This is a genomic window from Pseudomonas gregormendelii (assembly GCF_017114825.1).
In the GTDB taxonomy this organism is placed as follows: Bacteria; Pseudomonadota; Gammaproteobacteria; order Pseudomonadales; family Pseudomonadaceae; genus Aquipseudomonas; species Aquipseudomonas gregormendelii.
Window position 1 is genome coordinate 26,384 of record NZ_JADEVO010000038.1, and the last position, 24,235, is coordinate 50,618.

At 60.9% G+C, this 24,235-nt stretch carries 21 protein-coding genes; 8 read left to right on the top strand and 13 right to left on the bottom strand.

Features of this window, described 5'->3' with window-relative positions; translation table 11 throughout:
* Positions 1 to 4: 4 nt before the first annotated feature.
* The 3 genes from lldD to IMW75_RS21985 form a co-directional block, all read right to left on the bottom strand.
* Positions 5 to 1,162 carry an FMN-dependent L-lactate dehydrogenase LldD gene (gene lldD / locus IMW75_RS21975; RefSeq protein WP_045057680.1) on the bottom strand — a complete coding sequence of 386 codons (1,158 nt, stop codon included), beginning with the start codon at positions 1,160 to 1,162 and terminating at the stop codon, positions 5 to 7.
* Positions 1,163 to 1,254: 92 nt separating this feature from the next.
* Positions 1,255 to 2,877 carry an MFS transporter gene (locus IMW75_RS21980; RefSeq protein WP_045057681.1) on the bottom strand — a complete coding sequence of 541 codons (1,623 nt, stop codon included), beginning with the start codon at positions 2,875 to 2,877 and terminating at the stop codon, positions 1,255 to 1,257.
* Positions 2,878 to 3,080: 203 nt separating this feature from the next.
* On the bottom strand, positions 3,081 to 4,727 hold the full coding sequence (locus tag IMW75_RS21985; protein ID WP_205893752.1) for a GMC family oxidoreductase: 1,647 nt from the start codon (positions 4,725 to 4,727) through the stop codon (positions 3,081 to 3,083).
* A 121-nt stretch (positions 4,728 to 4,848) separates the two neighbouring features.
* Between IMW75_RS21985 and IMW75_RS21990 the strand changes: the two genes are divergently transcribed.
* Positions 4,849 to 5,751, top strand: coding sequence for a LysR family transcriptional regulator (locus IMW75_RS21990; protein WP_045057683.1), 903 nt, complete (start codon positions 4,849 to 4,851; stop codon positions 5,749 to 5,751).
* Positions 5,752 to 5,845: 94 nt separating this feature from the next.
* Here IMW75_RS21990 and IMW75_RS21995 read toward each other — a convergent pair whose 3' ends face one another.
* Together IMW75_RS21995 and IMW75_RS22000 are read right to left on the bottom strand one after the other, a co-directional pair.
* Positions 5,846 to 6,946, bottom strand: coding sequence for a DNA alkylation repair protein (locus tag IMW75_RS21995; protein WP_205893753.1), 1,101 nt, complete (start codon positions 6,944 to 6,946; stop codon positions 5,846 to 5,848).
* A 156-nt stretch (positions 6,947 to 7,102) separates the two neighbouring features.
* Positions 7,103 to 8,914, bottom strand: coding sequence for a monovalent cation:proton antiporter-2 (CPA2) family protein (locus IMW75_RS22000; RefSeq protein ID WP_205893754.1), 1,812 nt, complete (start codon positions 8,912 to 8,914; stop codon positions 7,103 to 7,105).
* Between the two features lie 193 nt (positions 8,915 to 9,107).
* Between IMW75_RS22000 and IMW75_RS22005 the strand changes: the two genes are divergently transcribed.
* Complete coding sequence (locus IMW75_RS22005) at positions 9,108 to 9,416, top strand: RcnB family protein (protein ID WP_205893755.1); 309 nt, start codon at positions 9,108 to 9,110, stop codon at positions 9,414 to 9,416.
* A gap of 101 nt (positions 9,417 to 9,517) precedes the next feature.
* Here IMW75_RS22005 and IMW75_RS22010 read toward each other — a convergent pair whose 3' ends face one another.
* Together IMW75_RS22010 and IMW75_RS22015 are read right to left on the bottom strand one after the other, a co-directional pair.
* Positions 9,518 to 9,841 carry a protealysin inhibitor emfourin gene (locus IMW75_RS22010; protein ID WP_205893756.1) on the bottom strand — a complete coding sequence of 108 codons (324 nt, stop codon included), beginning with the start codon at positions 9,839 to 9,841 and terminating at the stop codon, positions 9,518 to 9,520.
* Entirely contained in the window at positions 9,838 to 10,896 is a 1,059-nt protein-coding gene (locus tag IMW75_RS22015) for a M4 family metallopeptidase (RefSeq protein WP_205893757.1), read from the bottom strand. Before IMW75_RS22015 ends, IMW75_RS22010 begins: the two co-directional genes overlap by 4 nt.
* A 129-nt stretch (positions 10,897 to 11,025) precedes the next feature.
* On the opposite strand from IMW75_RS22015, the gene IMW75_RS22020 reads away from it, so the two are divergent.
* From IMW75_RS22020 to IMW75_RS22030, 3 genes are all read left to right on the top strand, one after another.
* The gene (locus tag IMW75_RS22020) at positions 11,026 to 11,364 is read left to right on the top strand and encodes an FKBP-type peptidyl-prolyl cis-trans isomerase (protein WP_045057689.1); all 339 of its coding nucleotides are present in this window, start codon (positions 11,026 to 11,028) and stop codon (positions 11,362 to 11,364) included.
* 166 nt (positions 11,365 to 11,530) lie between these two features.
* On the top strand, positions 11,531 to 12,751 hold the full coding sequence (locus IMW75_RS22025; RefSeq protein WP_122839587.1) for a putative DNA modification/repair radical SAM protein: 1,221 nt from the start codon (positions 11,531 to 11,533) through the stop codon (positions 12,749 to 12,751).
* On the top strand, positions 12,748 to 13,638 hold the full coding sequence (locus IMW75_RS22030) for a TIGR03915 family putative DNA repair protein (RefSeq protein ID WP_205893758.1): 891 nt from the start codon (positions 12,748 to 12,750) through the stop codon (positions 13,636 to 13,638). The genes IMW75_RS22025 and IMW75_RS22030 overlap by 4 nt, the downstream gene beginning before the upstream one ends.
* A gap of 181 nt (positions 13,639 to 13,819) precedes the next feature.
* On the opposite strand, the gene IMW75_RS22035 is transcribed toward IMW75_RS22030, so the two are convergent.
* The 5 genes from IMW75_RS22035 to IMW75_RS22055 form a co-directional block, all read right to left on the bottom strand.
* Positions 13,820 to 14,839: a branched-chain amino acid aminotransferase gene (locus IMW75_RS22035; protein ID WP_045057692.1), complete on the bottom strand. Its 1,020-nt coding sequence runs from the start codon at positions 14,837 to 14,839 to the stop codon at positions 13,820 to 13,822.
* 242 nt (positions 14,840 to 15,081) lie between these two features.
* Positions 15,082 to 16,467, bottom strand: a complete 1,386-nt coding sequence (gene lpdA, locus IMW75_RS22040; protein WP_205893759.1) for a dihydrolipoyl dehydrogenase — start codon at positions 16,465 to 16,467, stop codon at positions 15,082 to 15,084.
* Between the two features lie 3 nt (positions 16,468 to 16,470).
* Positions 16,471 to 17,742 carry a dihydrolipoamide acetyltransferase family protein gene (locus IMW75_RS22045; RefSeq protein ID WP_205893760.1) on the bottom strand — a complete coding sequence of 424 codons (1,272 nt, stop codon included), beginning with the start codon at positions 17,740 to 17,742 and terminating at the stop codon, positions 16,471 to 16,473.
* The gene (locus IMW75_RS22050; RefSeq protein WP_045057695.1) at positions 17,743 to 18,801 is read right to left on the bottom strand and encodes an alpha-ketoacid dehydrogenase subunit beta; all 1,059 of its coding nucleotides are present in this window, start codon (positions 18,799 to 18,801) and stop codon (positions 17,743 to 17,745) included. It lies immediately after the preceding gene.
* A 1-nt stretch (position 18,802) separates the two neighbouring features.
* On the bottom strand, positions 18,803 to 20,038 hold the full coding sequence (locus tag IMW75_RS22055) for a 3-methyl-2-oxobutanoate dehydrogenase (2-methylpropanoyl-transferring) subunit alpha (protein ID WP_045057696.1): 1,236 nt from the start codon (positions 20,036 to 20,038) through the stop codon (positions 18,803 to 18,805).
* Positions 20,039 to 20,223: 185 nt separating this feature from the next.
* On the opposite strand from IMW75_RS22055, the gene bkdR reads away from it, so the two are divergent.
* Positions 20,224 to 20,712, top strand: a complete 489-nt coding sequence (gene bkdR / locus IMW75_RS22060) for a Bkd operon transcriptional regulator BkdR (protein ID WP_122839594.1) — start codon at positions 20,224 to 20,226, stop codon at positions 20,710 to 20,712.
* A gap of 102 nt (positions 20,713 to 20,814) precedes the next feature.
* Here bkdR and IMW75_RS22065 read toward each other — a convergent pair whose 3' ends face one another.
* Complete coding sequence (locus IMW75_RS22065; protein ID WP_205893761.1) at positions 20,815 to 21,678, bottom strand: MBL fold metallo-hydrolase; 864 nt, start codon at positions 21,676 to 21,678, stop codon at positions 20,815 to 20,817.
* Positions 21,679 to 21,836: 158 nt separating this feature from the next.
* Between IMW75_RS22065 and IMW75_RS22070 the strand changes: the two genes are divergently transcribed.
* The gene (locus tag IMW75_RS22070; protein ID WP_205893762.1) at positions 21,837 to 22,643 is read left to right on the top strand and encodes a sulfite exporter TauE/SafE family protein; all 807 of its coding nucleotides are present in this window, start codon (positions 21,837 to 21,839) and stop codon (positions 22,641 to 22,643) included.
* Positions 22,644 to 22,816: 173 nt separating this feature from the next.
* Positions 22,817 to 24,001, top strand: coding sequence for a porin (locus IMW75_RS22075; protein WP_205893763.1), 1,185 nt, complete (start codon positions 22,817 to 22,819; stop codon positions 23,999 to 24,001).
* Positions 24,002 to 24,235 lie beyond the last annotated feature (234 nt).

Sequence of the window (24,235 nt, forward strand, 5' to 3'; positions counted from 1 at the left end):
CCAGTTAAACCAGGTCCGATAGCCGCTGTGCCTGGACCAAGGTGGTTTCGTCGATCTGATCGATCGACGTCACCCCGGTCAAGGTCATGGCCACGCGCATTTCCCTGGCAAAGATATCCAGCATGTTTTCCACTCCGCGTTGACCGTCGGCGGCCAGCGCGTAGGCCATTGATCGTCCCAGCAGGACGCCTTTGGCACCCAGCGCGAGCATGCGCACCACGTCCAGTCCCGAACGAATGCCCGAGTCGACCAGCACGGTCAGGTCATTCGCCACGGCTTGCACGATCGGCGGCAATGCCCGGGCGGTCGAGAGCACGCCGTCCAGTTGGCGGCCGCCATGGTTCGACACGACGATGCCATCAGCCCCGAAGCTGACCGCGTCCCTGGCATCCTGGGGATCGAGGATGCCCTTGATGATCATCGGTCCTTGCCAGAAATCGCGTATCCACTCCAGGTCACTCCAGCTGATCGACGGGTCGAAATTATTCGCCAGCCAGCCCATGTAATCCTCCAGGGTCACGGCCTTGCCGAGGTATCTGGAAATGTTGCCCAGATCATGGGGACGGCCCATGAGGCCGACGTTGAAAGCCCAGTCGGGCCGGGTCATGGCTTGCAGCATGCGCCGTGTCGAAGCATACGGGCCGGACATCCCCGAATGCGCATCGCGATAACGCGCGCCGGGCGTTGGCATGTCCACGGTGAATACCAGGTTCTTCACGCCGGCCGCCTTGGCTCGCTCGAGGGCGTTTTTCATGAAACCGCGGTCCTTGAGCACGTACAGCTGAAACCAGATCGGTTGCTGGCTCTGGGCGACGACTTCCTCGATCGAACACACCGATACCGTCGAAAGGCACAAGGGGATGCCTTTGTTTTGCGCAGCCCTGACGGCCTGGACTTCACCCCGGCGGGCAAACATGCCCGTCAGGCCGACCGGCGCCAACACGATTGGCATTGCGAGTTTCTGTTCGAACAGGGTGGTCTCCAGGCTCAGGGTCTCGACGTTTTTCAGGATCCGCTGGCGCAGGCTGATGCCGCTAAGATCGGCGCTGTTGGCCCGCAATGTATGCTCCGCATAGGCCCCGCCGTCGATGTAATCGAACAAAAAGCGCGGGAGTTTGCGCCGCGCCGCCTCGCGATAGTCGGATGCAGATGAAATGATCATGAAGACGCTGCCTCGGTCTGGTGATTGCGATGACCCATGTGCTCAGGTTAACGAAAACGCCCCGCGTGTGCGGGGCGTTTTTTCGTCTGCTGTCAGTTGGTGTCCAGGTCGACGTTTTTCGTCTCACGCAAACAGATCAAGCCGACCACCAGGCTCACCCCGGTGATCAGCACCGGGTACCAGAGCCCGTAGAAAATATCCCCGGTGTACACCACCAGCGCAAACGACACCGTCGGCAGGAAGCCACCGAACCAGCCGTTGCCGATGTGATAGGGCAGGGACATCGAGGTGTAGCGGATGCGCGTCGGGAACAGCTCGACCATCAGCGCTGCCAGCGGGCCGTAGCACATGGCGGAGATGATGATCAGCCCGACGATCAATGCCACGATCATCGGCTTGTTGATCAGCTGGGTGTCTGCCTGTGACGGATAACCGGCCAGGGTGATCGCACCGCGCAGGGCGGCTTCGTCGTAGCCGTCGATCTTCACGTCGCCGACGCTGACCTGCACGGCGCTGCCAGCGGGGGCTGCGGCGCTGCTGTAGGGCAGCCCTTGCTTGACGAGGAAGGTCTTGACCTTGTCGCATGGGCTGTCGAATTTCGCTTTGCCCACTGGATCGAACTGGAAGGTGCAGGTGGCCGGGTCAGCCAGCACGGTGATCGGCGCCTGTTGGCTGGCCAGGTCAATGGCCGGGTTGGCATAGTGCGCCAGGGATTTGAAGATCGGGAAGTACAGGACCGTGGCCAGCAGCAGTCCAAGCATCAGCACCGGTTTGCGCCCGACCTTGTCCGACAGCCAGCCGAAGAAGATGAAGAACGGCGCGCCGATGATCACGCTGATGATCAGCAGGCTGTTGGCCAGGGCCGGGTCCATTTTCAGGAACTGGGTGAGGAAGAACAGCACATAGAATTGCGCCGCGTAGAAGGTGACGGCCTGACCGGCGTTGATGCTGAACAGGGCAATCAGCACCACCTTGAGGTTTTCCCATTTGCCGAAGGAGTCACGAATCGGCTGCTTGCACAGCTTGCCTTCCTCTTTCATTTTCACGAATGAGGGGGACTCGTGCAGACTCAGGCGAATCCAGGTGGAAATCCCCAGCAGCACGATGGAAAACAGGAACGGAATCCGCCAGCCCCAGACTTCAAACTGGTCGCCGGTGAAATAGCGGCAACCCAGTACCACCAGCAGCGACAGCAGCAGGCCGAGGGTTGCGGTGGACTGGATCCAGCTGGTGTGGAAGCCGCGCTTGCCGATCGGTGCGTGTTCCGCCACGTAGGTAGCCGCCCCCCCATATTCACCGCCCAGTGCCAGGCCCTGGAGCATGCGCAGCACCACCAGGATGATGGGCGCGGCAATGCCGATACTGGCGTAGGTGGGCAACAGGCCGACGCAGAAGGTCGCCACGCCCATCAGCACGATCGTCGCCAGGAAGGTGTACTTGCGCCCGATCATGTCGCCCAGTCGGCCGAACACCAGCGCGCCGAACGGCCGCACGATGAAGCCTGCCGCGAAGGCCATCAGGGCAAAGATGAACGCCGTGGTGTCATTGACCCCCGAGAAAAACTGCTTGCTGATCACTGCGGCGAGCGCGCCGTAGAGGAAAAAGTCGTACCACTCGAAGACCGTTCCAAGTGACGAGGCGAAGATGACCTTGCGGGTGTCGTGACCGATCTCGGCGCGGCCCACGGTCTCCAGCGGCTGAACATGTTCTGACATATCGGTATCCCTTACAGTGATTGTTTTTTTTGTTCCACTGTCGGCGCCTGCCTTGTGGGCGGGTGCCGGTACTTCGATGTAGGTAGTGCGTGCAGGCCCCGCCGCCCCTGTAGGAGCTGCCGAAGGCTGCGATCTTTTGATCTTGAAAAGCAACATCAAAAGATCGCAGCCTCCGGCAGCTCCTACGGGGGGGCGCGGGGGTTTCAGGTGGTGGTGACCCGTTCCTTTGGCGTGGTGGTGCTCCTTAAGGTTGGATTGAGGATCAATTCAGCGGCCTTTTCCGCAATCATCAGCGTAGGCGAACAGGTGTTGCCCGAGGTAATTCTTGGCATGATCGAAGCGTCGGCAATCCGCAGACCGGGGATGCCGTGGACTTTGAGCTGCGCGTCGACCACCGCGTCCCGATCGTTGCCCATGCGGCAGGTACCCACCGGGTGAAAAATCGTCGTGCCGATGCGCGCGGCCGCTTCGTGCAGTTCTTCCTCGCTTTGCAAACTGTCCCCGGGCAGATATTCCACCGGGTTGAAGCGGGCGAGGGCGGGTGCCGACACGATGCGCCGGGTCAGGCGAATGGCATCCGCCGCGACCCGCAGGTCTTGCGGATGACTCAGGTAGTTGGGCTGGATCAGTGGCGCGTCCTGGGCAATGGCGCTGCGGATTTCCACGCGACCACGACTTTGGGGGCGCAAATCACACACCGACGCAGTGAAGGCGGGAAAGGCATGCAACGGCTCGCCGAAGCGCTCCAGCGACAGCGGCTGCACGTGGTACTCGAGGTTGGCCGAGGTCTGCTCCGGCCCCGACCGGGCAAAAGCGCCCAACTGGCTCGGCGCCATCGACAGCGGCCCGCTGCGGTTGTAAAGGTAACGCAGGCCCATGCCCATCTTGCCCCACACGCTGCCGGCGATCTGGTTCAGGGTGCGGGCATTTTCCAGCTTGTAGATCAGCCGCAGTTGCAGGTGATCCTGCAGGTTGCCGCCAACCCCCGGTAGTTCATGGGCCACACCGATGCCGAGTGATTGCAGGAGTGGGCGAGGGCCGATGCCCGAGCGTTGCAGGATACTTGGCGAGCCGACGGCGCCTGCGCACAGGATGATCTCCTGGCGAGCCCTGAAGGTTCTCGGTTGGCCCTGGCAGCGGCTGATGACCGCCGAGGCGCGGCCATTGTCCAGTTGTACGCGATCAACTTCGACGTCAGTCAGTACCGTGAGATTGGGCCGGTGCCGCACGGGCTTGAGAAACGCCTTGGCCGCATTCCAGCGAACCCCGGCTTTCTGGTTGACCTGGAAATACCCGCAGCCTTCGTTGTCGCCCTTGTTGAAGTCATCGACGCTGGCAATTCCGCTCTGTTCGGCGGCGCTACGGAACGCGTCCAGAATCGGCCAGGACAGGCGCTGGCGTTCGATCCGCCATTCCCCGGCAGCGCCATGAAACTGTGAGTCGCCGGCAAAGTGGTCTTCACTTTTCCTGAACAGCGGCAACACCTGGTCCCAACCCCAGCCGGGGTTGCCGTCGGCGGCCCAGCTGTCGTAATCGCCCGCCTGGCCGCGCATGTAGATCATGCCGTTGATCGAGGAGCAGCCGCCCAGCACCTTGCCCCGTGGATAGCTCAGGGCGCGCCCTTGCAGCCCGGCTTGCGCTTCGGTCTTGAAGCACCAGTCGGTACGCGGGTTGCCGATGCAGAACAGGTAACCCACCGGAATGTGAATCCACGCATAGTTATCGCGCCCGCCCGCTTCGAGCAGCAACACCCGATGCTGCGGGTTGGCCGAGAGTCGATTGGCCAGCAAACAACCGGCCGGACCGGCCCCGACCACTACATAGTCGTATTCATCAAGGGAAGTCGACATCCCTGACCTCGTATTGTTGTTCTTGTTGTCAGACATCCTAGTTGTTAGCTTTCGTTTAAAGAATGTTAATTTTTGCGCAGCCGCTGTGCGTTTTTAAACAGTGCGGCCTTGGGGACGATCGATGTTCGACTGGAATGACCTGCGGTTTTTTCTTGAACTCCAGCGCAGCGGGCGCTTGCTCACCGCCGCGCGTCGTTTGAACACCACCCATGCCACCGTCGCCCGGCATATCGAAGCCATCGAAAAAAGCCTGGGGACCGCGCTGTTCGTCCAGCATGCCCAGGGTTACCAGATGACGCCTGCTGGCGAAGCGCTGCTCAAACACGCCGAGGCCATGGAAAACGTCGCGTTGCTGGCCCAGGAAGAAATGACCCAATCGACGGCGCCCCTTGGCAAGATCCGCGTGGGTGTCACCGAAGGGCTGGGCATCATGTTTCTCGCCAGCCGCATGAATGACCTCTTCGAGCGTTACCCCGGTCTGGAAGTGGAGCTGGTCGCGGTGCCGCGTTTTGTCAGCATCCTCAACCGCGAAGCCGAAATCAGCATCCACCTGGAACGGCCGGCGGCCGACATGCTGGTCACCCGCAAGCTCACGGACTACCGCCTGGCGCTCTATGCCAGCCAGGACTACCTGAATCGTGCGCCCCCGCTGCGCAGCCGCGAAGACCTCGGCCGGCATGCGTGGATCGGCTATGTCGACGACCTGCTGTTCAGCCAGGAACTGATGTTTCTCAACAGTTTCTGCCGCAACCCCCAGGTGGTGTTCCACAGCACCAGCGTCATCGCCCAGCAGCAGGCGGCACGCTCGGGGCTGGGGATAGCGGTGCTGCCGTGCTACATGGCCAGTGCCGACCCGGGATTGGTGGCGCTACTGCCGGATGAAAGCCTTCTGCGCAGCTACTGGATCAGCACCCGCCGCGAGCTGCACAAATCGGTGCGGCTGCGGGTGTTGTGGGACTACGTGGTGGCGTTGTGTGAGAGCGAGCAGGGCCTGTTGCTGGGCACGGATCAAGCTGCACTGTAGGAGCGAGCTTGCTCGCGATGGTCTTAAGGTCGCGGCGGGTAACCTGTTGCCCCGCCTTATCGTGTACCTCCATCGCGAACAAGGGGTTGGTGTTTCACGGCAGGATCTCGAAGGCCGTTGTGGCCAACCGCTCGCCGTTCACCATCACATGCACCGCGTGCTTGCCCGCGTAATGGCGGCGGGTGGTGAGCTCCTTGATCTGCTGTCTGCGCGCCACTCGTTCGCAAGCCTTGCCCGGCAGGGTCAGCGCCTTGAGCTTGAACACCTTCGCCGAGGTGCTGCCATTGCCCTTGACGTAGTCGATCGCATAATCGATCACCAGCCGCTGGCCGTGCTCGACCGTGGATTGCACGGCAAACGACAGAGTGATCTTCTCACCAAGCGTAATGACTGGAGGCTCAATCCGAACGTCCGTGATCTGGACCTCGGCCTTGCCGCCTGCGCCGATGATCGCCAGCGCCCGTCGATTGCCTTGCTTGATCAGGCTGCGCAGGGCGTGTTTGGCGATCCAGGCAGTGTGCCGGTTCTCCAGCGACCAGCCCTCGATCAGGTCCAGCACCCAGTCGGGATGCTCCTTGGTGATGTCGTTCAAATGATTGGCCACGGACTTGCGCACGTACAGGCTGTCGTCGGCCTTGAGGTTGTCGAGGATCGCCGCGGCCAGGCCCGGATCAGCCTGAATCCGCTCCAGCCGGAAAGACCAGGGCAGTCGCGGCCGGCTGCCTTCGCTCGCCAGGCGGCGGACGTGTTCGTTGTCATCCAGCGACCACTGGTGCATGACCGCCAGGGTGCGCTCGAAATCGCTGCGCAGGAAATATCGGATTGCAAACTCCGATGAACCGAACGTGGTGAAGTATTTGAGGGCGGCCATCGACTCTTCGAACGCATGGCTGCCGTAGGTCGCGACATAATGCGGCAATGAAATGCTGACGAAACCGCTGTTCAACCGAGGCGCCAAGGCCCGCAGCACGCCGAGGGTTTCCTCGTAGCTCAACGGCAGCACCGCATACAGGCATTCACTGACCCGGGCCATGCGCTGCATGATCGACAATTCGGCGAGGCCTTCGTTGGCCATCTTCATGAATGCCTTGGCATTGAACTCGGGATACACCGCGCTCATCTCGGTCGCGATGTGCCGGAGGCGCTCGGCGTTGAAGATTTCCTTGAGCGCAGGAGCGGGTTGATCAGCAGCCATTGTGGGTTCCTTTGAATTCATTACTTATCTGAATCTGCGGCAGCATCGTTCATCGTCGAAACGCTGCCCGGAGCAACCACCGGCGGCCCAGGTAATGCACTAATCCCATGTGGGAGTGAGCCTGCTCGCGATAGCGGTCGTCCACACAACAACAACTCAAACCTTACCCAATTTCTCCTCCTCCAGCTGATCCGACTCAAACAGCTTCGCCAATTCCGCCCTGGCTTCCTGCGCCGTCTGCAGCACTTTGGCCTCATCGTCATAAATCGCATGCTGGGCTTCCAGCACCTGTTCATCGTGATGCTTGAAGCGTTTGATGCGGGCGTCGGCCTGGGCCTGGGTCAGGCCCAACCCTACCAGCGTGCGGCGGCTCATTTCCAGGCTCGAATAGTAGGTTTCCCGAATCGCCTCGGCTCCCAGGTCCACCAGGCGGTGCACATGCTGGCGGTTACGGGCGCGGGCGATGATCTTGATGTGCGGGTAGAGCTTGTGCACCACCTCGGCAGTCTTGATGTTGGCGTCGGGGTCATCGGTGGCAATCACAAAGTATTCCGCCTGTTCGACCTTGGCGGCGCTGAGGATTTCCGGGCGCATAGGGTTGCCGTAGAACACCGGCACGCCGCCAAAACTGCGGGACAATTCGATGGTTTCCACTGAAGTGTCGAGGGCGACGAACTTGATGTTCTGCGCCCGCAGGATCCGCGCAACGATCTGCCCCATGCGGCCCATGCCGGCGATCACGACTCGCGGGGCGTCGGTGTCGATCTCACGAAACTTCTCCGGCACCACCACCGGCTGCACCTTCGGGCTCACCAGGCGTGCGCACACCAGCAACAGCAGCGGCGTCACGGCCATGGACAAGGTGATGGTCAACACCAGCAAATCGTAAAGGCGCGGCTCGAACAGGCCCTGGTCGCGGCCGATCTTGAACACGACAAAGGCGAATTCACCGCCCGCCGCCAGCACGATACCCAGGCGAATCGCACTGACCTTGCCCAGGCCGCCGGCCAGCCGCCCGACAACAAACAGCAGCGGCAACTTGATGGCGATCAGCAACAGGGTCAGGCCCAGCACGGTGATCGGTGCACTCAGCAGCAGGCTCAGGTTGGCGCCCATGCCGACGCTGATGAAAAACAGGCCCAACAGCAAACCCTTGAACGGTTCGATCTGCGCTTCCAGTTCATGACGGTACTCGGAGTCCGCCAGCAGCAGCCCGGCGAGAAACGCCCCCAGGGCCATCGACACGCCCACCAGGTCCATCAGCCACGCCGTGCCGATCACCACCAGCAACGCGGTGGCGGTGGACACTTCCGGCAGCCCCGTCCTGGCCACCACGCGAAACACCGGCCGCAACAGGTAGCGCCCGCCGATCACCACCACGGCGATACTGCCGAGCACCCGCAACCCATGATTGACATCTTCGGCTGCAGTGGAGGTGTGGTCGCCTCCCGCCAGCAGCGGCACCATGGCGATCAGCGGGATCGCCGCGATGTCCTGGAACAGCAGGATCGCAAAGGCCAGTCGGCCGTGGGGGCTGGTCAGTTCCTTGCGCTCGGCGAGGCTCTGCAGGCCGAAGGCGGTGGATGACAGGGCGAGGCCCAGACCCAGCACTATGGCACTGTTGAGCGACTGGCCGAACATGAACAAGGCGGTCACGCCAATCACCGACCCGGTCAGCAGGACCTGTGCAAGGCCGACGCCAAACACGGATTTGCGCATCACCCACAACCGTCTCGGTGATAATTCCAGGCCAATGATGAACAACAGCAACACCACGCCGAGCTCGGAAATATGGCTGACGCTCTGTGGATTGCCGATCAGGCCCAGCACCGACGGGCCAATGATCACTCCCGCAAACAGATAGCCCAGCACCGCGCCCAGTTGCAGGCGCTTGGCCAGGGGCACGGTCAGCACCGCCGCAAACAGAAAGACGACAGCGGCTTGCAACAAATTGCCTTCATGGGGCATGGCTTACTCCAGAACTCGGTACGGCGGGGGCGACAAGGATAAAGCCTGTAACCGAATGCGTCAGCCATGGGCCGGCATGATTGTATGAATGCAGCCTGTTTGCCGGCCTTGGCGAATCGTTGCGTACTGAGTGAATGATTTTCTCCGCCCGTAGTCGGAGTTCAGGTATTACGACATTTCTGGAGGATCAACCATGAACAGCAAAACCCTCATCGCCGCCCTGGCCATTGCCGCCGGCGTTGCCGGAATCAGTCCCATCGTTCAAGCGGCTGACTCACCTGAAAAAACCGTGCAGCCAAGTGCTACCAATACCCGTGAACTGAATGTCAATGACCGCGCCCCGGATATCTATCAGCGCCCTGAAAAAGCGCTGAAAAACTGGAAAGCTAAAGGCCTGAAAGCCCCTGTAGAGCAAGCTCAGTGGGTGCAGGTGCATGACAAGTACATGATGGTGATGATCACCAACGGTACGATCGTCGATATCACGCCGGTGGAAAAATAAACGCCCGGTCATGCGGTAAAGTTTCGGCAATGCGGGATAAAGGCTGCTTCTGAAGCCCCTTGCCAGGCAACCGGAGGTTGAGTTGCCAGCCTTCGGCTGACTTAAATCACTTCGCCCTTGTCCCACAGGTGCACCAGATCTCCAGGTGCCTGGTCTTCAGGCACTTTCATCACCATCCGGTCATCCTGCTCGCCGCTACGGTAGAGCACTTCGATTTCATAAAAGCGCTGATCACCCTGGCCTGCTGCCTGTTCGGTGTAGGGCAGGCAGCCTTCCAGCACGCTGCAGATGCGCGAGCGCTGCTCGATGTCGCATTGCGCGAATTCGATGCTGCGCGGGCGTGTCAGGGCATGGATGGCGGCGACGCCGCCCTGGCGGGAAAGGTGGACGACGGCATCATCGCCCAAGGTTGGCAGGGTTTTCATAATGACTCCCGATTCGGTTCTACACCCACATCAGCCCAGGCTTGCGCCACCGCGAACTGTTCGTCCGGGCCAAAGCGCTTGAGCGCCTGCTCAATGGTCAGCGCGGCAAACTCACTGAATGACGCTTGCGTGCCCAGACGCGGGTCGCACAACGTGTCGTACCAGATATGGCCGGCTTTCTGCCAGGCGAATCCGCCCAGCGCCTGGGCCGCCAGGTAAAACGCCCGGTTGGGGATGCCGGAATTGATGTGCACGCCGCCATTGTCTTCCTCGGTGACGACAAAATTGCGCATGTGCCCGGGTTGCGGGTCTTTGCCGAGCAGCGGGTCGTCATAAGCGGTGCCGGGGTGGGCCATTGAGCGCAGGCCGTCGCCTTTGATCTGTGGCGCGAGCAGGTCGGCGCCGATCAACCAGTCAGCCTCTTCGGCGGTCTGGCCCAGTACATGCTGCTTGATCAATACACCGAACACGTCCGATATCGATTCATTGAGCGCCCCGGACTGATCGGCGTAAAGGAGCCCGGCTTCACTTTCGATCACGCCGTGGGTCAATTCGTGGCCGATCACATCCAGGGAGCGAGTGAAGCGCTCGAAGATTTCGCCATCGCCGTCGCCGAACACCATCTGCGCACCGTTCCAGAACGCATTCTCGTACTCCTGCCCGTAATGCACGGTGCCAATCAGGGCAAAACCCTGATTGTCGATCGAGTCGCGGCCATGCACTTTCCAGAAGAAATCATAGCTCGCCCCCAAGGCGTCATAGGCTTCGTCGACCGCTGGGTCACCTGTCGCCGGCTGGCCCTCAACGCGCACCGGCATCCCCGGCAGGAGCATCTTGCCCTGGGCGTCATGGATACTGCGCTCGGCCAAGCCGGGCCGAGTGGACGGTGGCAGCAAGGTGGTCGCAGGCGGGCGCGTTGGCGGGCGAGGAGTGTGGCGCAGCGTACGCACGTGGGTGAGGGTGCTCTGCGCACTGGAACGCTGCCGCTCGGAGCCGCGGGCGATGATGCGGTTGAGGATATAGGGCGGAATGAAACTGTGCGGTGAGTCGGTCATCAGAGCGTCCTTTCCTGAGTACGGAGTCGATACTCATGTGGACGGACGGTTGCCGTTTCAGTTCCATGGATTGCCAACCACGCCGAATTCTGCGACAACGCCCTGATTAACCGCTAGCGAGCAAGATTCATGAACGACGAATTACAGATCATTGACCTGTTGCCAGGCGACGGCAAGGCGGCGGTCAAGGGCGCCCTGATCACCACTCAATACCGCGGCTGGCTGGAAGACGGCACGGAGTTTGATTCATCCTACAGCCGGGGCAAACCGTTTCAGTGCGTGATTGGCACGGGTCGAGTCATCAAGGGCTGGGATCAGGGAATCCTCGGCATGCAGGTGGGCGGCAAGCGTAAATTGCTGGTGCCGGCGCATCTGGCTTATGGCGAGCGGACCATGGGCGCGATTACGCCGAATTCGAACCTGATTTTCGAGATCGAATTGCTGGAAGTACTGACCCGGGACGATTGAGCGCTGGCCGCGTGTTCAACTCTGTAGGAGCTGCCGAGTGCAACGAGGCTGCGATTTTTTGACCTTCTCTGATCCCTCCAAAAATCGGACCAAGGGCTGTTTAACAACTTGAACCCCGACCAGCGACCCTATACTGTATATCCAAACAGTCAGCGGCGTGCCCCCCATGGAACTCATCGACAAACTCAGCATTCTCGCCGACGCCGCCAAATACGATGCGTCCTGCGCCAGCAGCGGTGCGCCCAAGCGCAGTTCCGAGGGCAAAAGCGGCCTCGGGGCTAGCAATGGCATGGGCATCTGTCACAGCTATACCCCCGACGGGCGCTGTGTGTCGTTGCTGAAGATCCTGCTGACCAACTTCTGCCTCTATGACTGCCAGTACTGCGTCAACCGCCGCTCCAGCGACGTGCCAAGGGCGCGGTTCACGCCGGAAGAAGTAGTGACGCTGACTATGGACTTCTATCGTCGTAACTGCGTCAGTGGGTTGTTCCTGAGCTCCGGGATCATTCGTTCGGCGGATTACACCATGGAGCAGTTGATTCGGGTGGCGCGGCTGTTGCGTGAAGAGCATGAGTTTCGCGGGTATATCCATCTCAAGACGATTCCCGAGGCCGATCCGGCGCTGATCGAGCAAGCGGGGCGCTATGCCGACCGGCTGAGCGTCAATATCGAGTTGCCCACGGACGCCAGCTTGCAAACCCTGGCACCGGAAAAACACATCGGCTCGATCAAAGGCGCGATGCAGACGATCTACACGGGCGTTCAAACCGTTCTCAACGAGCCGCGAGCGCCGAGGTTTGCGCCAGCCGGTCAGAGCACGCAGATGATCGTGGGCGCCGATGACACCGATGACAGCACCATTCTCCACAGCGCCCAGTCGCTGTACGGCAACTTCAAATTGCGCCGGGTCTATTATTCGGCGTTCAGTCCGATCCCCGACAGTCCGAAAAGCGTGCCCCTGGCCGCGCCGCCTTTGATGCGCGAGCACCGGTTGTACCAGGCTGACTTCCTGCTGCGAAGTTATGGCTACACCGCCGGGGAGCTGTTCAAAGGCCCGGGCCACCTGGCGTTGGACATCGACCCTAAATTGGCTTGGGCGCTGGAGAATCGGGATATTTTCCCACTGGACCTCAATCGTGCCGAGGCGTCCCTGATCTCGCGCATTCCCGGCATTGGCCTGCGCACGACCGAGCGTCTGGTGGAACTGCGTCGTCAGCGTCGCATCCGTTACGAAGACCTGGCGCGCATGCGCTGTGTGCTGGCCAAGGCCAAGCCGTTCTTCATCACCAGCGACTACCATCCGCAGCAAGCGGAAGTCACCAGCCATCTGCTGTATCAACAACTGCGCGACCGCCCGCAGCCGCAGCAAATGGGGTTGTGGGGATGATCAATCTCGATTGCGACGACTTGTTCGAGACCTGGCGCCTGCAAGCGCGCTGGCTCCTGAGCCATGAGGTTGATCCAAGCCTGGTGGCGTGGGCCAGCGAAGGCGTGCAGGACCTGTTCGCTAGCGATCACGCGCTGCCCGAATCACAGGGGCCGTTCCTGGCGCGCATTCCGCGAACGCTGCTCGACACCCTCGAACAAGCCGCCCGTTATCGCGGTGACCAGCGCTGGAGCCTGTTGTATGAGGTGCTGTGGCGAGTCAGTCATGGGGATCGCACTGCAATGATGTCCGGGGACAAGCTGGGCAGTGAATTACAGAGAAGAATCAAACAGGTACAGCGTGAGTCTCATCATTTACATGCATTTGTGCGGTTCGTTGAATTGCCCGACTGCGTCGGGCCGCAGTATGTCGCCTGGCATGAGCCCGCCCACGACATTCTGCACAGTGCCAGCGAACATTTCATTGGCCGCATGGGGCGCCATCGCTGGATGATTGCCACGCCCAGGGATGGGGTCTATTACGATGGCGAGCAGTTGAACTACCTGCGTCAATGCCCGGTGCAATGGCAGCAGATGGCGCAGAACGTAGACGATCCGCACGGTGACATGTGGCTGACCTACTACAGCCATATTTTCAACCCGGCGCGGTTGAACCCCAAGGTCATGGAAGGGCACTTGCCCGCCCGATTCTGGAAGAATCTGCCGGAGGGGGCGTTGATCCCGGGGTTGATCACCCAGGCCCGTACGGGCAAGCAGCAGGATGGCCAGGCCAGCGGGATCAAGGGGCGCCAGGGCAAGCGGATTGGTCAAACCAAGATGGAGTCGTCCCGTGGAACCCCTATGAACCCCTATGAACCCCGCATGAGCCCCGTAGGAGCTGCGGAGTGAAACGAGGCTGCGATCTTTTGATCTTGTTTTCTGAAAAAGCCAGATCAAAAGATCGCAGCCTCGTTTCACTCGTCAGCTCCTACGGCAGCTTCTACAGATCTATCCAAATCTGTAGGAGCCCAGGCAAAAAAAGCCCCCCATTGCGCCAGCAATGGGGGGCCGGGGTGTCGCGAGCGTCAGGTCAGACCTTGACGATCCAGCCAGCGGGCGCTTCGATATCGCCGGTTTGTACACCCGTCAGCTCCTTGTAGAGCTTCTGGGTAACCGGACCAACCTCGGTTTCGCTGTGGAATACATGCAGATGATCGTTGTAGCTGATGCCGCCGATCGGCGTGATGACCGCCGCAGTACCGCAAGCGCCGGCTTCCTTGAAGTCCGACAGCTTGTCGATCAACACGTCGCCTTCAATCACTTCCATGCCCAAGCGCGATTTGGCCAGTTCGATCAGCGACAGACGGGTGATGCCCGGCAGCACCGACGGCGAGTTCGGCGTGACGAACTTGTTGTCGTGGGTGATCCCGAAGAAGTTGGCCGAGCCGACTTCTTCGATTTTCGTGTGGGTCATCGGATCCAGGTAGATGCAGTCGGCGAAGTGGGCTTTCTTCGCCTGGGAACCTGGCATCAGGCTGGCCGCGTAGTTGCCACCGACCTTGGCCGCACCGGTGCCTTGTGGGGCCGCGCGGTCATAGCTGGAGATCAGGAAGTTATGCGGCGTCAGGCCACCCTTGAAGTAGGCACCGACCGGAATGCAGAAAATCGAGAAGATGAACTCCGGCGCAGTACGCACGCCGATGTTGTCACCTACGCCGATCACGAACGGGCGCAGGTACAGCGCGCCACCGGTACCGTAAGGCGGGATGAAACGCTCGTTGGCACGAACCACTTCCTTGCAGGCTTCGATGAACTGCTCGGTTTCGACGAACGGCATCAGCAGGCGCGCACAGCTGCGTTGCATGCGCAGGGCATTCTGGTCAGGGCGGAACAGGTTGATCGAGCCATCCTTGCAACGATAGGCCTTCATGCCTTCGAAGCATTGCTGGCCATAGTGAAGTGCCGTGGAGCCTTCGCTGATGTGCAGCACGTTGTCTTCGGTCAGGGTGCCTTTGTCCCACTCGCCGTTACGCCAGTACGAGAGATAGCGCTTGTCTGTCTTGATGTAATCAAAACCCAGCTTGTCCCAATTGATGCTTTCGTTACCCATGACACCCTCTATCACTGAACAACCGCCAAAGCGGTTCAAGGCTTCTGACGTTTTTTGGATGGGGACAACAATACTTCATTCCGGGCCTGTTTCGCAGCCCGGACTATCGGATGACAGGCAGATAAATCGAGTTGGCCTCAAGAAATCGCCAGCGGGCTAGCTTCCACAGGAGAACGCATTCCAAATGTGGGAGCTAGCTTGTTGGCGATGGGGCCATTTCTGCCGCCATCCATTGTTCTGAACTACAGATGCAACGCATGCCCCAGAGCACGCAACGCCGCTTCCTGCACCGCCTCTCCCAAGGTCGGGTGCGCATGGATGGTGCCGGCAATGTCTTCCAGGCGAGCGCCCATTTCCAGGCTCTGGCCGAACGCTGTCGATAACTCCGAAACCCCGACGCCGACCGCCTGCCAGCCGACAATCACATGATTGTCCCGACGCGCCACGACCCGCACGAAGCCGCTTTTCGATTCCAGTGTCATTGCCCGGCCATTGGCCGCGAACGGGAAGCTGGAAACGATACAGTCCAGCCCGGCAGCCTTGGCGTCGTCCGGGGTCTTGCCGACCACCACCAGCTCCGGGTCGGTGAAGCACACGGCAGCAATGGCGGTCGGGTTGAACTCGCGGGATTTGCCGCTGATCAGCTCGGCGACCATTTCGCCCTGGGCCATGGCGCGGTGCGCGAGCATCGGTTCGCCACTCAGGTCGCCAATGGCGTACACGTTGCGCATGCTGGTCTGGCAGCGGCCGTCGATTTTGATCGCTGCACCGTTCATGTCCAGGTTCAGGGCCTCAAGGTTCCAGCCCTGGGTGTTGGGTTTGCGACCGACGGCCACCAGCACCTGATCCATTTCCAGATTCAGCGTGTCGCCCCCCGGCTCAAGAACCTGGAGGGTATTGCTAGAAGAATCAAAGCCTTGGACGCTATGCTTCAAGTAAAGCTTCACGCCCAGCTTTTTCAGCTCTTCATGCACAGGCTGGGTCAGCTCGGCATCGTAAGCTGGCAGAATGCGCTCCTGCGCCTCGACCACGCTCACGTCAGCGCCCAGTTTGCGATAGGCAATCCCCAGCTCCAGGCCGATATAACCTCCGCCAACGACGATCAGGCGCTTGGGCACCGAGGTCGGCGCCAGGGCTTCAGTCGAGCTGATGATCGGACCGCCAATCGGCAGCATCGGCAGGTTCACGGTTGTGGAGCCGGTGGCCAGCACCAGATGCTCGCACTGGATTCGCGTGTCGCCGACCTCGACGGTTTTGCCGTCGATGACCTTGGCCCAGCCCTGAATGACCTGGACCTTGTGCTTTTTCAGCAACGCGGCAACGCCAGTGGTCAGGCGATCAACGATACCGTCCTTCCACTCGACGCTCTTGCCGATGTCCAGGGTGGGGGCCGCCACGCTGATCCCCAAGGCCGAGTGCTGGCTGTGGTGGCGAGTCTGGTGAAACTGCTCGGCGACGTGAATCAGTGCCTTGGACGGAATGCAGCCAATGTTCAGGCAGGTGCCGCCCAGGGATTGGCCTTCCACCAGGATGGTCGGGATGCCCAACTGGCCGGCACGGATCGCGGTCACGTAACCGCCAGGGCCGCCGCCGATGATCAGCAGCGTGGTGTTCAAAGTCTGATGCATGACCTACTCCACAAACAGGGTGGCGGGTTGTTCGAGCAAGCCGCGAACGGCCTGGATAAACTGCGCCGCGTCCATGCCATCGACCACGCGGTGATCGAAGGAGCTGGAGAGGTTCATCATCTTGCGGATCACGATCTGGCCTTTGACGACCATCGGGCGCTCGACAATTTTGTTCACGCCGACAATGGCCACTTCCGGCAGGTTCAGCACCGGCGTGCTGACGATACCGCCCAACGCGCCAAGGCTGGTCAGGGTAATGCTCGAGCCGGACAGCTCGTCGCGGCTGGCCTTGCCATTACGTGCAGCGCTGGCCAGGCGCGAGATTTCTGCGGCGTTGTCCCACAGGCTGCGGGCTTCGGCGTGACGCACCACCGGCACCATCAAGCCGATGTCGGCCTGGGTGGCGATGCCGACATGCACGGCACCAAGGCGGGTGATGACCTGGGCTTCGTCGTCGTAGCGGGCGTTGATCTGGGGGAAATCACGCAGGGCAACCACCAGGGCGCGGACCAGGAACGGCAGCAGGGTCAGCTTGCCGCGGGTCGCGCCGTGTTTTTCGTTCAGGTGCACGCGAAGTTCTTCCACGGCCGTGACGTCGATTTCCTCGACATAACTGAAATGGGCGGCGCGCTGGGTGGCGTCCTGCATGCGCTGGGCAATCTTGCGGCGCATGCCGATCACCGGGATTTGCTCTTCGTCGTTACGCGGCGCGTACGCGGCGGTGGCGCTCGATGCGCTCGACTGACCTTGCGCCAGGTAGGCGTCGAGGTCTTCGTGCAGCACCCGACCGGCAGGGCCGGTGCCACGCACCAGACGCAGCTGGATGCCCAGATCAAGCGCATGTTTGCGCACGGCCGGAGAGGCCAGCGGGCGTTCATCGGCCTCGCGAGCGACTATCGGGCCCTGGCAAACAGCTGCTCGTGGCGGCGCAGCGGCGACCGGTTTGTGTGCTACAGCGGCTTCGACTTTCGGTGCCGGTGCTTCTTTTACAGCGGCAACCACCGGCTGGGCCGACTCTTTGACGTTGCCGGCACCTTCGACCTCAATGCTGATCAGGACGCTGCCGACCGCCATGACTTCCCCGGGCACGCCGCCCAGTGAAATCACCTTGCCATGAACCGGCGATGGAATATCAACCATCGCCTTGTCGGTCATGACATCGGCCAGCACCTGGTCCTCGACGACCAGGTCACCGACCTTGACGTGCCATACCGACAATTCCACTTCTGCAATGCCTTCGCCAATGTCCGGCATCTTGATAACGTGCGTGCCCATTCAGACCTCCATAACCCGATGCAAAGCCGCGCCCACTCGGGTCGGGCCAGGGAAATACGCCCACTCTTGCGCGTGCGGGTAGGGGGTGTCCCAACCGGTGACGCGCTCGATGGGCGCTTCCAGGTAGTGGAAGCAGTGTTCCTGCACCAGGGCGGCCAGTTCGGCGCCGAAACCGCAAGTGCGGGTCGCTTCGTGAACGATCACGCAACGTCCGGTCTTCTTCACCGATTTGACGATGGTTTCCAGGTCCAGCGGCCACAGGCTGCGCAGGTCGATGACTTCAGCGTCGATGCCGGTTTCTTCCGCGGCAACTTGCGACACATAGACCGTGGTGCCGTAGGTCAGGATGGTCACATCCTTGCCCGGACGCGCAATCGCGGCCACGTCCAGCGGTACGGTGTAGTAGCCATCCGGCACTTGCGCCGACGGGTGTTTCGACCAAGGGGTTACGGGGCGGTCGTGATGCCCGTCGAACGGGCCGTTGTACAGGCGCTTAGGCTCCAGGAAGATCACCGGGTCATCGTTCTCGATTGACGCGATCAGCAGGCCCTTGGCGTCGTAGGGGTTGGACGGCATCACCGTGCGCAAGCCGCAGACCTGGGTGAACATCGCTTCGATGCTCTGGCTGTGAGTCTGGCCACCGTAGATGCCACCGCCGCAAGGCATGCGCAGGGTCATCGGAGCGGTGAATTCGCCCGCCGAGCGATAGCGCAGGCGCGCCGCTTCGGAAATGATCTGGTCGGAGGCCGGGTAAACGTAATCGGCAAACTGGATTTCTGCCACCGGGCGCAGGCCATAGGCACCCATGCCAACGGCTACGCCGACGATGCCACTTTCGGAAATCGGCGCGTCGAACACCCGCGAGGTGCCGTATTTGGTTTGCAGGCCTTCGGTGCAACGGAACACGCCGCCGAAGTAGCCCACGTCCTGGCCGAAGACCACGACGTTGTCATCACGTTCAAGCATCACATCCATGGCCGAGCGCAGGGCCTGGATCATGGTCATGGTGGTCGTGGTCATGGCGGTTTCCAGCTCGATATTGTTGTTGTGATCGTTCATGTCAGATCCCCAACTCCTGACGCTGGCGCTTCAAGTGCTCCGGCATCTCTTTGTAGACATCCTCGAACATGGTCGCGGCGCTCGGAATCTGGCCTCCGGCGAGGGTGCCGTACTTCTCGGCTTCTTTCTGCGCGGCAATGACTTCGGCTTCCAGTTCGGCGCTGACGGCGACGTGTTCCTCTTCGGACCACTGGCCGATCTTGATCAGGTGCTGTTTGAGGCGCGCAATCGGGTCGCCCAACGGGAAGCAGCTCCAGTCGTCGGCAGGTCGGTATTTGGATGGATCATCGGAGGTGGAGTGCGGGCCGGCGCGGTAGGTGACCCATTCGATCATGGTTGGGCCAAGGTTGCGGCGGGCGCGTTCGGCGGCCCAGGCAGAAGCCGCGTAGACCGCGACGAAATCGTTGCCATCGACCCGCAGGGAGGCAATGCCGCAACCTACGCCACGACCGGCGAATGTCGTGGCTTCACCACCGGCAATCGCCTGGAAAGTCGAGATCGCCCACTGGTTGTTGACCACGTTGAGGATGACCGGTGCACGGTAGACGTGGGCGAAGGTGAGGGCGGTGTGGAAGTCCGACTCAGCGGTGGCGCCGTCGCCGATCCACGCCGAGGCGATTTTGGTGTCGCCCTTGATCGCCGAGGCCATGCCCCAACCCACGCCCTGTACGAACTGGGTGGCGAGGTTGCCGGAAATGGTGAAGAAGCCGTAATCCTTGACCGAGTACATGATCGGCAGTTGGCGTCCCTTGAGCGGGTCGCGCTCGTTGGACAGCAGCTGGCAGATCAGGTCCACCAGCGGCACGTTGCGCGCCATCAGAATGCTCTGCTGGCGATACGTCGGGAAGCACATGTCATCGACATTCAGCGCCAGGGCCTGGCCGCTGCCGATGGCTTCTTCGCCAAGGCTTTGCATGTAGAACGACATTTTCTTTTGACGCTGGGCAACCACCATGCGGTTGTCATAGATGCGCGTCTTGAGCATGGCGCGCATGCCTGTGCGCAGGATCTCTGCCGGTACGCCTTCAGCCCATGGACCCAGGGCATTGCCCTGGTCGTCGAGCACGCGAATCAGGCCCTTGGCCAGGTCTGCGGTGTCGGCCGGTTCAACGTCGATTGGGGGTTTGCGCACCGTGCCGGCATCGGTCAGACGCAGGTAGGAGAAGTCGGTTTTACAGCCTGGGCGACCCGAAGGTTCGGGCACGTGCAGGCGCAGCGGTTCGTACGCTTGATTCATGGCTTCTACGCTCGATCTTGTGAATTTCTTGTAGTGAGCTGACGGTCATTCTTCTGTGGAAGAAATCTTGTCCTACAACAATCATAGGCCGGCTCAAGAAGAATATTTCTCTCTGTTTCGTTGCGCCGAAGATCATTTGAGGATAAAAAACCTGCATAAACATAAAAAACAGGTGATTTTGTCTCATGCGCAAACTGGACCGTACCGACATCGGCATTCTCAACAGCCTTCAGGAGAATGCGCGCATCACCAACGCCGACCTCGCGCGCTCGGTCAACCTGTCGCCCACCCCGTGCTTTAACCGGGTCAAGGCGATGGAAGAATTGGGCCTGATTCGCGAGCAGGTCACGCTGCTGGACGCCGAGCTGCTGGGGTTGCACGTCAACGTGTTCATTCACGTCAGCCTGGAAAAACAGGTGGAGGAGGCGTTGCAGCATTTCGAGGAGGCAATTTCCGATCGCCCGGAAGTGATGGAGTGCTACCTGATGGCCGGCGACCCGGACTATTTGATCCGGGTGCTGGTGCCGACCATTCAGTCGCTGGAGCGTTTCATGATGGATTTTCTGACCAAGGTGCCCGGGGTGGCGAACATCCGCTCCAGCTTTGCGCTCAAGCAGGTGCGCTATAAGACCGCGCTGCCGTTGCCGGCGAATGGGTTGACGCTGGCTACCTGAAGATCAAAAGATCGCAGGCTGCGCCAGCTCCTACATTGAGCCTATGCGCCGCCTCAATCCCGTAGGAGCTGTCGAGAGAAACGAGGCTGCGATCTTTCGCAGTCAAAATGTATTCAGCGGGATTTTCAGGTAACTCACGCCATTGTCTTCAGCCGGCGGCAAATTCCCCGCCCGCACATTCACCTGAATCGCCGGCAGTAAGAGGTTCGGCATGCCCAAACCGGCATCGCGCTGGTTGCGCATGACCACAAACTCGCTTTCGTCGACGCCGTCACGCACATGAATATTGCTTCGGCGCTGCTCACCAACCGTGGTCACGCAGCTGGGCTCGCGGCCCTCTGGCGGGTAATCGTGGCAGACGTACAAATTTACGCCGGCCGGAAACGCCAGGAGCTTCTGGATGGAAGCGAACATCTGGTTCGCGTTTCCCCCTGGAAAGTCGCAGCGGGCGGTGCCTACGTCCGGCATGAACAGCGTATCGCCCGCCAGAATCAGCGTGCTGTCGACCAGATAGGCCATGTCCGCCGGGGTGTGCCCGGGCACGTGCAAGGCTGTCGCCTTGAGATTGCCGATCATGAATGACTCGTCCGGTGCAAACAGGTGATCGAACTGCGAGCCATCGACGGCAAACCCGGGCTCCAGGTTGAACAGGCGCTTGAATACGTCCTGGACCTTGCTGATCGACTGGCCAATCGCGATCTTGCCGCCCAGTTCGCGACGCAGGTAGGGCGCCGCTGACAGGTGATCGGCATGGGCGTGGGTTTCCAGCAACCACTGCACCTGCAATTGGTGAGTACGCACAAATGCACTGATGCGATCGGCCTGGACCGTACCGGTGCGACCGGCCGCGGCGTCGTAATCCAGCACCGGGTCGACGATGGCGCAGGCACTGCCATCGCCCTCGTGGATCACGTAGCTCCAGGTCGATGAGGCAGGGTCAAGAAAAGCTTCAATCAGGGCAGGCATGTTGGCCGGTTCTTCGTTGAACAAGCGGTCAGCGTAGATTCATTTGCCCCGGATTGGCCAGCCCCTGGCAATTGGGGGAAGGAAAAATCGCGCCCTGGCTCTATCCTGTACACCATCGATACTGGGCGTTCCCGGTTTTTCATGGATTAAGATTTTTTATGCTACTGGCAATTTTTTTTGGTTGGGTGATGGGCCTGGTCCTTGGGTTGACCGGGGCTGGGGGCGGCATTCTGGCGGTGCCGGCGCTGGTATTGGGGCTCGGCCTGAGCATGACCCAGGCAGCGCCCATTGCCTTATTTGCCGTGGGCAGTGCGGCCGCAGTGGGCGCCATCGACGGTCTGCGCCACGGGCTGGTGCGTTATCGCGCAGCGTTGCTCATTGCGCTGCTGGGGGCGATCTTTTCGCCGGTGGGGATTTTTTTCGCTCATCAGCTTCCGGAAAAGGCCCTGATGATGCTGTTCAGCCTGCTGATGATCATGGTCGCCTGGCGCATGCTGCGTCGCGAGCGCCAGGGCGAGGGGCCGAGCGACCACGGCCATGCCAACTGGGGCCAGAAAAACTGCATGCTCGACCAGCAGACCGGGCGCTTTTCCTGGACCGCCAAATGCACCGCGACCCTGGCCGCGTTAGGCGCAGTCACGGGAGTGGTGTCCGGCTTGCTCGGGGTTGGCGGCGGGTTCCTGATCGTCCCGGCGTTCAAGCAACTGACCGACGTGCAGATGCGCGGCATCGTCGCCACTTCCCTGATGGTGATCAGCCTGATCTCGGCCATCGGTGTGATCGGCGCATTCCACGCGGGAGTGCGCATCGAAGGCCTGGGCGTGGGCTTCATTATCGCCAGCATCGTCGGCATGATCATCGGCCGGCGATTCTGTACGCGGGTCCCGGCCCGGGCCCTGCAGGTCGGGTTCGCCAGCCTGTGCCTGGTCATCGCGGCCTGTATGTTGCTGCGCGCAAGCGTCTGAGCGTCTTACACCCTAAGTGGCGGGCCCAGGCGCGGGCCGGTCTTACGCCCAACTTGCCGCCTCACGCCAGCCAGTCCAAAGCACCTGCTGATCGCCCCAAAGGCAGCGTATGACGCCGCCGGTGCACTTTCGATAATCGCCTCCGACATCCAGTCCCCGCTGCGGAGCGCGTCATGCACAACAATAAGAACTTCAAGCATCGTTATTTGCCTGCCTTGATCGCCAGCCTGTCGGCCCTGGGCTTGAGCCCGATGGCCCAAGCCGAGATCGTGCTGTACGACAAGGACCAGACGACTTTTTCCACCGACGGTTACATCAATGCCTTTTACGTCAACAGTGATGTGGACCGCGAGGGCGAGCAGTACGACCGGCGCCAGTCGCGGGTCAAGATGGGCTTCCTGCCCAATTACCTGGGCTTCAACATGGGCAAGCAGATCGATGACCTGAAGCTCGGTGCGCGCGCCTCGTTCTGGGTAACCATCAACGACAGTCAAACCAATGGCACCGATACGGCCATCGACGTCCGCCAGTTCTACGGCACGGTCGCCAATCCCGAATGGGGCGAGGTGCTGATCGGCAAGGACTTCGGCCTGTTTGCCCGCTCCAACATCCTGCTCGACGAACTGCTCGCCGGTTACGGCCAGGTCAGCGATACCCTGGGCCTGGTGGACGGAGGCGGCGTGTCGTTCGGCAATATCGGCAGTGGTTATCCGTACCCGTTCCCCACTTCGCAGATCACCTACCGTACGCCGGTGATGGACGGTTTGCGGGTGGCGGTGGGGATCATGGATCCGGTGGACACCAACGACAGCAGTCCGACGGGCAAGGCCTACCAGGAGAACCCGCGAACCGAGAGCGAGATCACCTACCAGTTCGACCTGGCCGGTGCGCAGATCTACAGCTGGGTCAACGGCAGCTACCAGACCTCGGACAACACTGACCCAAGCGTCGAGTCCGTGACCTCCAAGGGCGTTGGTTACGGTGTGCAGGCGAAGATGGGTGGCTTGTCGCTGACCGGTTCCGGCTTCCAGGCCAAGGGCATCAACCCTTTCTTTACCAACAACGCCGGGGAGCCGACGTTGCGCAACGTCGACAGCGACGGTTACCTGCTGCAGGGCTCTTACAAACTCGGCAAGAACCGCCTGGCGCTGTCCTATGGCAAGACCCAGGACGACGGCAATGGCGTGGTCGGCAGCGGCGCGGATTACGAGACCCGCGGTATTGCGCTGTTCCATGACGTCAACAGCAACCTCAAGCTGGTGGCCGAGTACAACCAGTTCGAAATCAACGGTCACGACACCAGTGCGCAAAATGAAGACACCGATACCTTTGCAGTGGGGGCGGTGCTGACCTGGTAAGAGCAAATTCGCCCCCCCTTGTAGGAGCGAGCTTGCTCGCGATGGACGCACAGGCACCGCGTGTATGCAGGCAGTCCCCGTTATCGTTAACGTCCATCGCGAGCAAGCTGAACTGGTCTAATAATTCCGGACACCTCTTAAGGGCGATATGATTTCGCCAACTTGGAGGTTCCATGAACGATAGAAAGGTCTATACCCGCGAGTTCAAGCTGCATGCTGCCAGCATGGTACTCG